The sequence below is a fragment of the Ochrobactrum sp. SSR genome (assembly GCF_030067775.1).
Classification (GTDB): domain Bacteria; phylum Pseudomonadota; class Alphaproteobacteria; order Rhizobiales; family Rhizobiaceae; genus Brucella; species Brucella teleogrylli.
Window position 1 is genome coordinate 1,333,406 of sequence record NZ_CP125971.1, and the last position, 13,665, is coordinate 1,347,070.

Consider the following 13,665-nt stretch of genomic DNA (forward strand, 5'->3'; position numbering starts at 1 on the left):
CCAAAGTGGCTTTTTTAATCAAGTGCTCGGGTGAAATGTCGCGCGCAACTGGCATAGCTTCGCCAACGTCTGATCAGAACGCTTCACCGTTATTTTCTTTGATAGGTGATCTGTTCGCCGTCCCGTTCAGAGTCCGTAGGCGCGGATTATCCCGCCTTCATCTATGAAAAGGAACCTCGTTTCAAGGCAACAATGGCTCACCTGCCAGAAAAGATTAGGGCCGCTTAGCTGCGGCCCCGACTGTTCTTTATTTAGCAACGATTGCCTGGATGCCGGCGAGTGCACATTCGGCATCCGTTGCGCCCGACGGTGCGCCGCCGACGCCAATTCCGCCCACTAGCGCATCGCCGATCTTGATCGGCAGCCCGCCCGCCTGGATGACGAAGCGTGAATCCATATCCCGCATGCCGCTATTGGCTGGCTTCGACGCGATAAATTCTGCGAGTTCGCCGGAGTCACGGCCAAGAGCTGCCGCCGTGAACGCTTTTCCTGTGGCGCTGTTGCCAGTGTGCGGGCCGGAAAGATCGGCTTTCAGCAGCACCTTCGTCGATCCATCACGCGCAACAACTGCGACGCTCACATTGTTGCCCTTGGCGACACATGCATCGAGTGCAGCCTGAGCGGCTTTGGTTGCCAGATCGAGCGGCAGATAGGGCGTCGTGGGAAGGGTCTGAGCGAAAGCGGTAGCCGGAGCCAGCGACAGAGCGATAATAGCAAGTTTGCGGATCATGGTCGTTCCTCGGTTTCGATGGGTGTGATCTAACTCTGCCCGCCCTGAAACTGAATCCGTAGCCTTTGCGATCTTATCCGTAGTTCTACGGATTTGCACTTCCTTCGAGCCACAGGCGAGTCATTTCCGCTTGCGATGTGGTGCCTAGTTTTACGCCAATGGCTGCACGGTGACTGTCGATGGTGCGTGGAGATAACCCAAGACCATCCGCAATCTGCCGGGTGGTGAAGCCTTGCGCAATACGGTCCAGCACCTCGCGCTCGCGTGCTGTCAACATATCGAGCAAGGCAAGCGTTTCGGCTCTCAGCGCCTTGCTGCCCAGCTTGTGGTCCAGCAATTGCTGGGCTTTCTGGATCGCATCGATCAGGTCCTGCTCATCGACGGGTTTGGATAGATAATCTACAGCGCCATTGCGAAAAGCGCGGCGACAGGCTTCGATATCGCCGTGGCCGGAAATAATGATCACAGGCCAGTCGATTTCCTGCGCAGCCAAAACCTCCTGCAGTTTAAGGCCCGTCATCACCGGCATACGAATGTCGAAAATCAGGCATCCGGGCGTCAGTCGTGGCAATTGCGCCAGAAATGCAGACGGATCTGCAAAAGTTTTAACCTCGATATCTATGGTCGAGAGTAGAAGGCTGAGGGCCTTTCTGACTGCTGCATCGTCATCGACGAGGTAAACAGGCTGAACCATTAATTTCAACTTTCTCTGTCGGCAGCCATCGGAAGCACCACGCGAAATAGCGCGCCGTGTTCCTGTGGGATATAGGAAATCTCGCCGCCGAAGCGTTCAACGAGACGTTGGCTCAGCGCAAGTCCAAGGCCGGTTCCCTCGGGACGGTTTGTCGTAAACGGCGTGAAAAGGCGAGGCAGCAGCTCGGGCGCGACACCTGGGCCGTTATCCTGAACCTCCAGAACCGCCATGGTTCCTTCCGTTTTAAGCGACGCTGTTACGTGCCGATCACGATCATCGTCGGTGTCACGAAAAGACTCGATGGCATTGCGCAGAAGATTGAACATTACCTGCTCCATTTCCACCGGGTCTACTGCGGCCAACAAAGGGCTTTCAGGCATCAGGAGGTCTAACCCGACACTTTGCCGTTTTGCTTCTGAGGCCAGCAAGGTTTGTACATTTTGCAGTGAAAGGCGCAGGTCGGCTTTGATGTTTTCCCTGCGTTGCGGACGCGACCAGTTGCGCAACCGATCCAGAATGGCCGAAGCGCGGCGCGCCTGATCCACCATATCGTCAAGCGCACTCGCAAGCGCCGTTGTGTTGTTGCGGCTCAACAGGCGGCGTCCGGCCTGCGCCCCAGCGAGAAGCGCCGTCAGCGGCTGCGTCAATTCATGCGCCATGCCGCTTGCCATTTCCCCCATCGTGTTGACGCGCGACGCATGGGCCAGGCGGGCTTCAAGGCCGCTCAGTTCTGCGCGACGCTCCGCATGGCGTGTGCGTTTCATTTGGCGAATGATGACCAGCCCCCGAAGAAAAGCAGATTTATGAGAATGAGGATCGGGATCAACTGGTCCAGAGGCAGCAGAGCGGCCCATCCCACCTTCATGGCGGTTTCGAAAAGAAGCGGCTGAGAGGCGCTTCCCAATTGCTTGGAAAAGAGCGCTGCGCCAAATGATACTGGGTTGCTGAAAAGAATTGTTCCATCCGGCATCAGAAGACGGCGCGCAACACCGCTACGGCGCCAGAATGCATCGTCCGAGCTGATCAGGGCGTCAGCATTGATCGATAGCGCCAGCCCATCGTGGGGATCGTCGTTATTCGGGCTGCGCTTTATAATCAGGTAATGCCCGGGACGCGCCGCTGGTGTGATCAGTTTCGGAACGCCGCTCGATGAGAGTGCCGCCGCTCGTATGGTTGCGGTCAGCTCCGGTTCCAGCTCTCTTGTGCCGGTAACAGGCGCTGACGGGTCGATCGGCACAAGTTGAATTTCATCGATCCGTGGATAGAAACGTGTGATGGTCGTAGCGACTTCGAGAAACACGTCGTCTTGTGAGAGTTCGGCAGTCCGCACCTTGGATTGCGCAATCGTCGAAAGCGCAGTCAAATGGGCATCATGCTGAACCGCACGTTGAGAAGCTTCACGATGTAACGTGAAACTGGCCGCCTGGAGTTCGGACAACAATTCGGATCGCTGATAGACTGCAAGGCCGCTGATCACCAGAAAATTGAGCAGAAGCCATATGATAAATGGGAGCAAGGCAGAGCGGAACCGCGCCCATATGCTTCCATTATGCAGGTTCATAGTTCCATCCTGATACCGATCGCTATTCCGGCAAAACATATCGATACTGATTTGCTGCGCCAACAGGAAATCGTCCTGCGTTCAGGTTCCAGTCATCTGAGCGAGATTATCAACGGTCATAGGGCTGCTGGTGTTTCGCAATAGCGCTATTCCGGTGGCAGATGGTTTGTTCTGAAAGGATATCTTGATCATGGATTTCATGCGTCGCTCATTTTTGTTGTCCGGTGCGGTGCTGGTGCTTGCGGTATCCGCATGTCAAAAAGAACAAGTCCCGGCTGCGCCCGAAGCTCAGGCTGGAATTTGCAAAAAAAGATGTCGCAGAAACCCTCGCTGGCAAGGATAGACTTACCGACGACGCCGCCATGCAGCTGACAGGCGCAACCATCGTCCGCCAAGTGAAGCCCGGCGACCCGGTTACAATGGATTTCAGGCAGGAGCGCATAACTATCGAAACAGACACCACGACCGGCAAAATCAGTCGTGCATATTGCGGCTAGCTGTTTCTCATAGCTGGGAAGCAAATTAACAGCGCAAGAGAAACTTTGCCAATCAGCTAAGTTTTCTCTTGCGCATTGTTCCGATATCTGAATAGTTAGCAATATGGCTAAGCATGATCCAGATCTTTCATTATTGTTCCACGCGTTGGCAGACCCGACACGACGGTCGATCCTGACCCGTTTGGCCGGTGGGCCTACAGCGGTGACGGAATTGGCTGGTCCGACGGGGCTGCGCCTGCCGACGGTGATGCGACACCTTTCCGTGCTGGAAGAGGCTGGTTTGATCGTGTCATCGAAGGATGGACGAATACGTACTTGCGCTATCCGCCCTGAAGCTATGGAGCCAGCGCGCAGTTGGATGGATGAACAGCGCGCCATTTGGGAAGCACGTCTGGATCGGCTGGATGCGTTTGTGATGAATGTGATGGAGGAGCGCAAGAATGACACGGATTGAGAAGCCCGGTAGCATGGGCGTAGCGGCAACAGGTGACAGTCGTTTTGCAACGCTTACCTTTGAGCGGAACGTGGCGGCGCCGGTATCCGTTCTGTGGCAGGCGTGGACCGCTCCCGCCGCGCGGGCGGTCTGGGCTGCGCCAAACTCTGCCGTCGAAGTGGAATTTCTGGAAGCCGACACCCGGATCGGCGGTCGCGAGGTTTCTCTATGCAGGGTGAAAGGTCAGCCCGACATTCGCTGCGAATGTGGCTGGCTCGAATTGCAGCCCGCGTTGCGCAGCGTGAATTATGAAGTGATCTCAAGCGAAAGCGTGAAGCAATCGGCAGCATTGGTTACTGCTACCTTTGCCGATAAGGGCGAACGCAGCAGTGTGGCGGTGACGGTTCAGCTGTCTTCGCTGGCCGGGAATATGGAGGCGGGCTATAGCGAAGGCTTCGGCGCGGGTCTAGACAATCTGGCACAAGCCGCCGAGCGCACCATGGTGTTGCAGAAAATCATACGGGCACCGCGAGCGGTTGTCTGGAAGGCATGGATGAACCCCGAGACGTTGCCGCTTTGGTGGGGGCCGGAAGGTTTTTCGTGTCGCACAAAGAGGATCGATCTTCGTCAGGGCGGCGAATGGGTTTTCGACATGATCGGCCCGGACGGCACAGCCTATCCGAACCACCACCGCTATTGTGAGGTCAGGCCGGAGGAACGGCTGGGCTATACGCTTTTGTGGGGTGAGAACGGGCCGAAACATGCCGATGCATGGGCCGCGTTCGAGGATCAGGACGGGTTTACGAAAGTGACCCTGGGAATGGTCTTCAGTACAGCGGCTGAATTCCAGGATGCCAAGGGCTTCGGAGCGATCGAGCTGGGGATGGAGACACTCGGCAAACTGGATCGTTTTGTCACAACGAAATGAAATTCGCCAGTTCAGCTCTTAAAGCAATTGATGGCGCATTCGTGGGAGGCGGTCGGTCGTCTCTTACGAATGCAGCCCTTTGATCTGTATGCCCACAATTTCTTTGGCCAGGGCAATCCTGTCGGCGTCGGTATCGACGCTTCTGGGTTGATACCAGATCGACAGCCAGTTGATGGCGCCGAGCACGGCCTTGGCCGCTATCGACACGTCGACATGGCGAATGCTGCCGTCCTCGATGCCTTCGCGAATGACCTGCTTGAACAAATCCTCAAACCGGCGTCTGATCGAGATCAGCTCGTTGAGCGTTCTGCGCTGGTCGGGTGTGGTCGCCGCGAGCTTGTGCATGTGAACGCCTTGCACCACCACCGCTTCGAAAGCGACGTTGTTCATCATGGCAAGCGCGTGAGCGGTGAGCATCTCTTCAAGCCGGTACAGGCCTGAGCCATTCAGCGTCATAACCGGCTCAACGGCCTTGAACAGTCGTTCCATGCCTTCGCGGTGCACGTCGAAGAACAAATCCGTCTTGGAAGAATAGTAGTGATAGATACGCCCCTTGGTGGAGCCCATCCTGCGCGCCACATCATCAATGCTTGTGGTCGAAAAGCCTTGTTCCATGAAACACTGGGCGGCTGTTTCCAGGATCACGACATTCCCTGTACTGTCCGTGCGGTTAGATCGGCGGCTGTCAGCCATCTGCTACTCCGATTTATGCGTAGGTAAGCGGCAACCAAGCCTAGCAAATTTCGTAAGGAAAATGCCACTAGACAAAGCGATGTTCAAGTGCATACTACTCAGTATGTTGTTGATTAATGCGACCGCGTTCCATTTTTCAGCGCTTGGAGGACATAAATTTGGAAATACAGCCTAATTCTGCTGCGTCTGCGCTCTCCGCAGACGCGGAAAGCCAGTTCCTCTACTCGGACTGGATCAAGATCGATCAGCAGCTTGTGGATCGGTTTGCGGATGTGATCGACGATCATCAATTCATTCATACAGACCCCGAACGCGCAGCGACTGAAAGTGTGTTCGGTGGCACCATCGCACACGGGTTTCTTGTGCTCGGCCTGTTGACCAAGCTCAGCCGCGAGGTTTTGCCGGAAGTTGCAGCCGGTACGGTTGAAATCAACTATGGCTTCGACAAAGTCCGCTTCCTTGCGCCGGTGAAGGTGGGGTCTTCCATCCGTGGCGTATTCAGTTCCAAATCGGTGCAGCCGAAGGGTAACGGTCAGCTCCAGACTCTTGCAGCGACCGTTGAAATCAAAGACGAAACCAAGCCAGCACTCGCCGCTGACTGGCTCATACTGACAGTAGGTTGAAGATCACATGGCCATTTCTTTTGAAAATCGTGTTGCAATTGTAACGGGTGCGGGCGGCGGGCTTGGGCGCGCTTATGCCCTCGAACTGGCAGCGCGCGGCGCAAAGGTCGTCGTGAACGATTTCGGTGGCAGCCGCGACGGCACCGGGGGGCATCGGAGGCAGCCGAAAAGGTCGTTGCGGAAATTCGATCCAAGGGCGGTGTCGCCATTGCCGACGCTGGCAACGTCACGAAGTTCGAAGACATGCAGGCGCTGGCGAAGCGCACGGTCGAAGAATTCGGTCGCATCGATATTCTCATCAACAATGCCGGGATCTTGCGCGACAAGAGCTTCGCGAAGATGGATATGGCCGATTTTCGCGCCGTGGTTGACGTGCATCTTATTGGCTCGGCCAATGCCAGCCGGGCGGTGTGGGACGTCATGAAAGGCCAGAACTATGGCCGCATCCTGATGACGACCTCTACGTCTGGCGTTTATGGGAATTTCGGCCAGTCCAACTATGGTGCGGCCAAGGCAGGCCTCGTCGGCCTGATGAATGTGTTGCATTTTGAAGGCGACAAATACGACATTCATGTCAATGCGATTGCCCCGACTGCTGCAACGCGCATGACCGGCGATGTGCTGGATGACGAGATGCTGGTGCGCCTCGCACCCGAAAACGTCGTTCCGGCTGCTCTCTTCCTCGTCAGTGAACAGGCGCCAAGCCGCACTGTGCTTCTGGCTGGTGCGGGAACTGTGGCCCGTATGGCGATTGTGGAAAGTGAAGGCGTTTATCTGCCGAAAGGCGAGCGGACACCGGAAGCCGTTGCGGCTGCTTTCTCAAAGATCGATGACATGACTAATTTCATCGAGACGGATGCCGGTTTGGCGCATGTGGACCGCATCATCGCGACGTCCCGCGCCAATGAGGTTATCGAATGACGGCGTCAAAACCCCGACCGAAGGCTGAACCCCGGTCAGCCTATCGGGAGTTCTACGATATGCAGACGCGCTGGAGCGACATGGACATTTACGGCCACGTCAACAATGTCGTCTATATGCAATATTGCGATGCGGCATTGAACCGGTCGCTGATTGCGTCTGGTGCTCTGGAGTTGAACGGCTCTACACCCATTGGTATCGTTGCGCGCAATTCAACGAATTATTTCTCCGAAATTTCCTATCCTGACAATGTCGTTGTCGGGGTTCGCGTCGAGCATATCGGCAATACCAGTCTGCTGTGGGGTTTTGGCATCTTCAAGGATGACGAAGAGTTGACCGCCGCTGTAAGTGAATATGTGCATGTCTATGTAGACCGAGACACGCGACGGCCGGTTCCGCTGACTCCGGAATTGAAAGAATTGGCCGACAGGCTTTACGTTTCGGCGTCAGTGGAGGAGTTTTGATGAGAGAAGCTGTCATAGTATCAACTGCGCGCACACCGATTGGCAAAGCCTATCGCGGAGCCTTTAACGACACGTCTGCGCCAGCGCTGGCGGGTCACGCGATTGCCGCTGCGGTTGAGCGCGCGGGCATTGATGGCGCGGAAGTAGAGGATGTGGTTCTTGGTGCTGCGCTTCAGCAAGGCACGACCCACATGAATATCGCCCGCACGTCCTTGTTGCGGGCTGGCCTTCCGGTTTCAGTTCCGGGTCAGTCTATGGATCGTCAATGCGCGTCGGGGCTGATGGCTATCGCAACAGCAGCCAAGCAGATCACCGGCGATGGTATGACGATTGCTATTGGCGGTGGTGTGGAGCAGATTTCACTCGTGCAGAACGAGCATATGAATGTCTATCGCTGGCGTGATCCCTGGCTGACGGAGCATCTGCCCGCCACCTATATGAGCATGATTGAGACGGCGGAGATCGTTTCAGCGCGTTATGGTATATCGCGTGAGGCGCAGGATGAATATGCGCTGCAATCGCAGCAACGCACCGCGGCTGCACAGGCCGCAGGCCGCCTGAACGCCGAGATTGTCCCGATCCAGTCCACCATGCTGGTCAAGGACAAGGCCACGGGCGAGGTCTCCGCAAAAAGCGTTGAGCTGGCCATGGACGAAGGCAATCGCCCCGAAACCACACTGGAAGGTTTGCGCGGGTTGAAGCCGGTCTTTTCCGGGGGGCAGACAATAGCGCAGGGTGGCTTTATTACCGCTGGCAACGCCTCGCAATTGTCTGATGGTGCTTCGGCATCTGTTTTGATGGAAGCAAAGGAAGCGGAAAAGCGGGGCCTATCTCCGCTTGGTATTTATCGCGGAATGGCGGTCGCCGGATGCGAACCTGACGAGATGGGTATCGGCCCGGTTTATGCCGTACCGAAACTGCTAAAACAGCATGGCCTGACGGTCGATGATATCGATCTGTGGGAACTGAACGAAGCCTTTGCGGCACAGGTGCTTTATTGCCGCGACAAGCTTGGTATCGACAATGAAAAACTGAACGTAAGTGGCGGCGCTATTTCGATTGGCCATCCTTATGGAATGTCGGGCGCGCGTATGACCGGGCATGCCCTCATCGAAGGCAAGCGGCGCAATGGACGTTACGTGGTGGTGACCATGTGCGTTGGCGGCGGCATGGGCGCTGCGGGCCTGTTCGAAATTTGCTGATAGATACGAAAAAGGCCGGTCAAACCGGCCTTTTTCATGATGTTACCAGCGGCGCTATCAATAAGCGGCTTTATAAATCGCCAAGGCATCCGCCTCAGTGACCTTGCGCGGATTGTTGACCAGAAGCCGCGTCTGTTTCATTGCGTCGCGCGCAAGCAGGGGCAGATCGTCTTCCGTAATATTCACTTCGCGCAATGTCTGCGGCACGCCGAGCTCACGGCTGAGATCCGCCAGTTTTTCGACAAAGGCTTCAGCACGTTTTTCTGCCGACACGGTGCTCAGTTCCGGGAAAACGTCTGCTGCAATTTCCGCATAAATGTGGCTGGCTTCCGGCAAGTTGAAGCGCAATACATGCGCAAGCACGAGCGCGTTGGACAAGCCGTGCGGCACATGGAAATGCCCGCCAATCGGGTATGCGAGTGCATGCACAGCAGCAACCGGAGAATTGGCAAAGGCCTGACCGGCAAGCAACGATCCGAGCAACATAGCGGCGCGTGCGTCGCGGTTGCCGCCCTCAAAGACCGCAGTGCGAATATTGGCGCCGAGCAGTTGCAGGGCGTTGCGCGCCAGCGAACGCGACAAAGGATTGTTGTTGGCCGAAGCTGAAGCATAAGCCTCGATGGCATGGACCATCGCATCGATGCCGGTGGCAGCGGTTACCGCTGCTGGCAAGCCGACAGTCAAATCCGCATCCAGGATTGCCATGTCAGGCAATAGCAGCGGGGAGACAACGCCCTTCTTCTCCGATGCTCCCGTGGTGATGATTGATATCGGTGTGACTTCCGATCCCGTGCCCGCCGTCGTTGGTACCAACACGAGCGGCAGGCGTGGCCCGCGCGCGATGTTCACGCCGTAAATGTCGTTCAGCGTTTCACCGCTTTTTGCCAACAGGGCGGCAACCTTTGCAACATCCATTGATGAGCCACCGCCGATGGCGAGAACGCCAGTCGCTTCGTGGGCGACGATCTGGTCTTTCAGCGCGAGAACATTGCTTTCCGGCGGGTCGGCCTGCACATCATCGAAGATCGAGATGGCAATGCCCGCCTGCTCCAAGGCGTTTGTGGCCGGGGTCAGCAGTCCGAGCTTACGCAATCCCTTGTCGGTGACGATAACAACGCGCTTGCCCAATAGGTGTCCGGCAATATCGACAATCTTCGCCAGCCCGCCGGTTTGCAGCACGATGGATGGCGTTGTGTTGAAGATGAAATTTTCCATGATGTCCAGGTCTTTCGATTTTGATAGATCAACTCGCGCGCTTCACCTTGAGCTCGCGATCAATCGTATCTCCGGTAATGCCTTCGCTGCGTAGTACATGTTTCTGAATTTTACCGCTCGAGGTTTTTGGAAGAGATTCCAAAATTCGTACATAGCGCGGCACCATGAAGCGGGGCAGACGACCTGCGAGAAACTCCAGCAGTTCCCCCGCAACGATTTCCTGCCCTTCGACAGGGGTTACGGCGATCAGAACTTCATCCTCACTCAGTTCACTCGGGACTGCGATAGCTGCGCATTCCTTGACGGTGTCGTGGAAAAGCACTTCGGCCTCCAAAGCGAAGGACGAGATATTTTCACCGCGCCGCCGGATGACGTCTTTCAGGCGATCCACGAAGAAATAGACACCGTTTTCATCCTTGCGAAAGCTGTCTCCAGTGTGAAACCAGCCATTGCGCATGGCTTCGACGGTAGCTTTCGGATTGTTGTAATAACCTTTCATCAACGCCCAGGGGCGGTCGGAGCGGATGACCAGTTCACCAGCCGTGCCATCCGGCACTTCGATGTCGTTTTCGTCAACTACGCGCAGCTGATACCAGGGGCGCGGCTTTCCGGCGATTCCCTTTTGCGTGATGCCGGGTCCAGCAACAAGCGGGCTGGCGATTTCGGTCATGTTGTAGATGGTCCATGCCTCGACGCCGAATCTTTCCGCAAATAATGGGCCATCCTCGCCGAACGGGGTAATGAAGGCGCGCCGCAGCGGGTGGTTGCGATCATCCGATGAAACCGGCTGTTTCAGAAGGAAACTCGCCATGACGCCCAGCAACAGGCAATAGGTCGAGTTCGTATCCCGAACGGCCTGCCAGAAATGCTGGGTTTTGAACTCGCGCATCATACCGATGGAAAGGCCACGCGCCAGCATCGCATAGACATAAAGGGTGGAGCCGCAATGGAAGATCGGACCGCAGATCATGCAGCGATCCGTTTCATCGACGCAGTCAAAGGCGTCCGGGCCCATCGTATAAAGCTGCACATAAGAGGTTACGACGCCCTTGGCGTTGCCCGTCGTACCCGAGGTGTACATGATGGCAAGCGTGTCCCACGGCTCAATCGGCTTGTCGAGAACAAGTTCGGTTTCGCTGACTGTTTCCACGTCAGACAAAGGCAGAATTTCCACACCATCGACTGCACAGCTAACAGAGCCTTCGACCACCAGAACCTTGCGCAGTTTGCCGGGTGCGACATCCAGCAATCGTTCCACCAGATCGGCGTGGGCGATCATCAACGGTGCATCCGCATCGTCCAGAATATGTTCCAGAGGGCGACCGAGTGCTGCGGTGTTGATTGGCACATAGACTGCACCGATATAGTTGATCGCGAACCAGGTGGTGAGCAGATCCGGGCCGTTGCCCATAAAACAAAGCACGTGATCGCCGCGTTTTACGCCATGGGATTGCAGCGTTGCCGCGCGCTGGCGAACTCGGTCGCGGGTCGTCTTGTAATCCCACTCCGTCGACGGCCAAAAATGCACGAATGGTGCCGTGGGGCGCTCGGCTGCATATTGATCGAGAAGATATCGCAACACGGAATGGTTACGGTTGAGCGCGCGCTGGTCTGGCGTCATGTTCTGAATTCCTCCTACCCGGCCACAACTAAACCTTCAAAAGAGGGCAGTTGCAAACCTGTTTGGAATATGCAACATACTCGGTAGTATGTCAAAGCGAAAACATCTGGGAGGATGGAAATGGCCATAGTCGATATCAAGCGCGAGGGACCGATTGCGGTGGCGCGCTATGACCGTGGCGGCAAGGCCAATGCTCTCAATGAAGAATCGATCAAGGCGCTTATCCAGGCAGCGGACGAGTTATCGGCGGATGACAGTGTTCAGGTCGTTATCATCGCCGGAACCGAAAGCCGCTTTTCCGGCGGCGTCGATTTGAAGGACGAGAACCTGTGGCGCACCAGTGCGGGCGCCGTTGCACGCCACACGGCCATGTCGCTCGGCGGCGTCATGTGCGATCGGTGGCGGTTGTTGCCGCAGATCACCATTGCAGCGGTTGAAGGTCCGGCAGTTGGTGGTGGCGGCATCCTGGCCTTGGCAGCAGATTTCCGCGTTATGGCGGACGGAGCATTCTTTCAGTTTCCGGAAGTCCGTCTGGGCATGACGCTGGGTTGGGGCGGGCTGCCCCTCCTGTCATCGCTAATCGGTCCGACGCGCGCCAAGCGGGCGCTCTTCGCCAATGAACGGATCGGCGAGCAGGACGCGCTCAATCTGGGGCTTTGTGACAAGATTGCCCCTGCGGGCGGCGCGGTCGAAACCGCCAAACTCTTCGCGCAGACCATCGCTGAATGTCCACCCTTGGCCTTGCGGATGACGAAAAGAGCCATTGATCAAGAACACCGCGCCAACTGGGCTGCGCCTTGTGAAGCCGACCAGTTTTATCTGGCGAGACTGATTGCGGAAAGCAGCAGCCAGTCGGGCTGACACCGTTGTAATTTGGGAGGAGGAAAACATGAAAATGAAATCAATGATGCTTTCGGGTGTGTTTGCCACCATGATGCTCGCAAGTCCGGCTTTGGCAGAACCGGTTCGGCTGGGCGTGCTGACGGATATGTCCGGCATGAACTTCGACCTGGCAGGCGAAGGTTCGGTCGTGGCCGCAAAAATGGCGGTGGAGGATTTCGGCGGAAAGCTGAATGGGGAGCCCATCGAGGTCATCGTCGGCGACCATCAGAACAAGCCGGATATCGGTTCGACGCTGGCGCGCAGCTGGATCGACGAGAAGAACGTCAAAGCCATTATCGACGTGCCGACATCATCGGTCGCCATGGCGGTTCAAGAGATCACGCGTGACAAGGACATAGCGTTTCTGGCGTCCACGGCAGGTTCCTCGGACCTGACCGGCAAAGCCTGTTCGCCAACGACGGCGCAATGGACCTGGGACACCTATTCGCTCGCCAATGGCACCGGTCGCGCCATGACGCAGGAGGGGGGCAAGAAGTGGTACTTCATTACCGTTGACTATACCTTCGGCCATGCGCTGGAACGCGATACAGCGGAAGCCGTCAAGGCAAGCGGTGGCGAAGTGGTGGGCGCGGTGCGTCATCCGCGTGAAACCACTGATTTTTCCTCCTTCCTGCTACAGGCGCAAGCATCGGGTGCCGATGTGATAGCGCTTGCAAATTCGTCGGGCGATACGATGACCGCCCTCAAGCAAGCCAGTGAATATGGCATTACCCAGGGCGGCCAGAAGATCGCAGGCATGTTACTGTTTCTCTCCGACGTTCATAGCGTTGGTCTCGAAACTGCAAAAGGCCTGACACTGACCACCGGCTTTTACTGGGATTATGATGACCAGACCCGTGCCTGGTCGAAGCGTTTCGGGGAACGGATGAACGGTAAAATGCCGACGATGGTTCATGCAGGCGTTTATTCGTCTGTCATGAATTACCTCAAGGCGTCCGAAGCGGCAAAATCCACCAGCGGCAAGGCCGTGCTCGACAAGATGCGCACGATGGATATCAACGACTTCTTCGCCCGCAATGCAAAGCTGCGCGCCGACGGTCGTATGGTTCACGACATGTATCTCGTTCAGGTCAAGTCACCTGAGGAATCCAAAGGTCCGTGGGACTATTACAAAGTTCTGCGCACCATCCCCGGTGACGAGGCATTCCGTCCGCTCGACAAGGGCGGCTGCCCGCTTGTG

15 protein-coding genes and 1 pseudogene are annotated in these 13,665 nt (G+C 56.5%); 9 read left to right on the forward strand and 7 right to left on the reverse strand.

Translation table 11 applies throughout. From position 1 onward, the window contains the following. Nucleotides 1-247 precede the first annotated feature (247 nt). The 4 genes from QLQ11_RS23795 to QLQ11_RS23810 form a co-directional block, all read right to left on the reverse strand. Complete coding sequence (locus QLQ11_RS23795; protein WP_109365913.1) at nt 248-730, reverse strand: heme-binding protein; 483 nt, start codon at nt 728-730, stop codon at nt 248-250. 85 nt (nt 731-815) lie between these two features. Next, the gene (locus QLQ11_RS23800) at nt 816-1,424 is read right to left on the reverse strand and encodes a response regulator transcription factor (RefSeq protein WP_121538922.1); all 609 of its coding nucleotides are present in this window, start codon (nt 1,422-1,424) and stop codon (nt 816-818) included. 5 nt (nt 1,425-1,429) lie between these two features. Then, nucleotides 1,430-2,188 carry a sensor histidine kinase gene (locus tag QLQ11_RS23805; RefSeq protein WP_283735305.1) on the reverse strand — a complete coding sequence of 253 codons (759 nt, stop codon included), beginning with the start codon at nt 2,186-2,188 and terminating at the stop codon, nt 1,430-1,432. After that, nucleotides 2,185-3,048: a hypothetical protein gene (locus QLQ11_RS23810; RefSeq protein ID WP_283735304.1), complete on the reverse strand. Its 864-nt coding sequence runs from the start codon at nt 3,046-3,048 to the stop codon at nt 2,185-2,187. The genes QLQ11_RS23805 and QLQ11_RS23810 overlap by 4 nt, the downstream gene beginning before the upstream one ends. Before the next feature lie 176 nt (nt 3,049-3,224). On the opposite strand from QLQ11_RS23810, the gene QLQ11_RS23815 reads away from it, so the two are divergent. From QLQ11_RS23815 to QLQ11_RS23825, 3 genes are all read left to right on the forward strand, one after another. Beyond that, complete coding sequence (locus QLQ11_RS23815) at nt 3,225-3,482, forward strand: I78 family peptidase inhibitor (RefSeq protein ID WP_371836035.1); 258 nt, start codon at nt 3,225-3,227, stop codon at nt 3,480-3,482. A 103-nt stretch (nt 3,483-3,585) separates the two neighbouring features. Then, the gene (locus QLQ11_RS23820) at nt 3,586-3,936 is read left to right on the forward strand and encodes a helix-turn-helix transcriptional regulator (protein ID WP_121538920.1); all 351 of its coding nucleotides are present in this window, start codon (nt 3,586-3,588) and stop codon (nt 3,934-3,936) included. Beyond that, nucleotides 3,923-4,843: an SRPBCC family protein gene (locus QLQ11_RS23825; RefSeq protein ID WP_283735303.1), complete on the forward strand. Its 921-nt coding sequence runs from the start codon at nt 3,923-3,925 to the stop codon at nt 4,841-4,843. Before QLQ11_RS23820 ends, QLQ11_RS23825 begins: the two co-directional genes overlap by 14 nt. Nucleotides 4,844-4,906: 63 nt before the next feature. On the opposite strand, the gene QLQ11_RS23830 is transcribed toward QLQ11_RS23825, so the two are convergent. Next, nucleotides 4,907-5,536 carry a TetR/AcrR family transcriptional regulator gene (locus QLQ11_RS23830; protein ID WP_109365918.1) on the reverse strand — a complete coding sequence of 210 codons (630 nt, stop codon included), beginning with the start codon at nt 5,534-5,536 and terminating at the stop codon, nt 4,907-4,909. 158 nt (nt 5,537-5,694) lie between these two features. Between QLQ11_RS23830 and QLQ11_RS23835 the strand changes: the two genes are divergently transcribed. The 4 genes and pseudogenes from QLQ11_RS23835 (at nt 5,695) to QLQ11_RS23850 (ending at nt 8,746) form a co-directional block, all read left to right on the forward strand. Next, nucleotides 5,695-6,159 (forward strand): MaoC family dehydratase, encoded by a 465-nt coding sequence (locus QLQ11_RS23835; protein WP_371836036.1) that lies wholly within the window; start codon nt 5,695-5,697, stop codon nt 6,157-6,159. Nucleotides 6,160-6,166: 7 nt separating this feature from the next. Further along, nucleotides 6,167-7,080 (forward strand): annotated as a pseudogene (locus QLQ11_RS23840) (SDR family NAD(P)-dependent oxidoreductase). Beyond that, a complete protein-coding gene (locus tag QLQ11_RS23845) occupies nt 7,077-7,544 on the forward strand; it encodes a thioesterase family protein (protein ID WP_094513360.1) in 468 nt (155 codons plus the stop codon). Before QLQ11_RS23840 ends, QLQ11_RS23845 begins: the two are co-directional and overlap by 4 nt. Continuing rightward, nucleotides 7,544-8,746 carry an acetyl-CoA C-acyltransferase gene (locus QLQ11_RS23850; RefSeq protein WP_094513361.1) on the forward strand — a complete coding sequence of 401 codons (1,203 nt, stop codon included), beginning with the start codon at nt 7,544-7,546 and terminating at the stop codon, nt 8,744-8,746. The genes QLQ11_RS23845 and QLQ11_RS23850 overlap by 1 nt, the downstream gene beginning before the upstream one ends. Nucleotides 8,747-8,803: 57 nt before the next feature. Here the strand turns inward: QLQ11_RS23850 and QLQ11_RS23855 are convergent, their stop codons facing one another. After that, nucleotides 8,804-9,961, reverse strand: coding sequence for an iron-containing alcohol dehydrogenase (locus QLQ11_RS23855; protein WP_121538916.1), 1,158 nt, complete (start codon nt 9,959-9,961; stop codon nt 8,804-8,806). A 28-nt stretch (nt 9,962-9,989) separates the two neighbouring features. Then, nucleotides 9,990-11,582 (reverse strand): AMP-binding protein, encoded by a 1,593-nt coding sequence (locus QLQ11_RS23860; protein WP_121538915.1) that lies wholly within the window; start codon nt 11,580-11,582, stop codon nt 9,990-9,992. A 120-nt stretch (nt 11,583-11,702) separates the two neighbouring features. Here QLQ11_RS23860 and QLQ11_RS23865 point away from each other — a divergent pair, with 120 nt between their 5' ends. After that, on the forward strand, nt 11,703-12,443 hold the full coding sequence (locus tag QLQ11_RS23865; RefSeq protein WP_371836037.1) for an enoyl-CoA hydratase/isomerase family protein: 741 nt from the start codon (nt 11,703-11,705) through the stop codon (nt 12,441-12,443). Nucleotides 12,444-12,471: 28 nt separating this feature from the next. Then, on the forward strand, nt 12,472-13,665 hold a 1,194-nt coding region (locus tag QLQ11_RS23870; protein ID WP_371836038.1), incomplete at its 3' end, for an ABC transporter substrate-binding protein.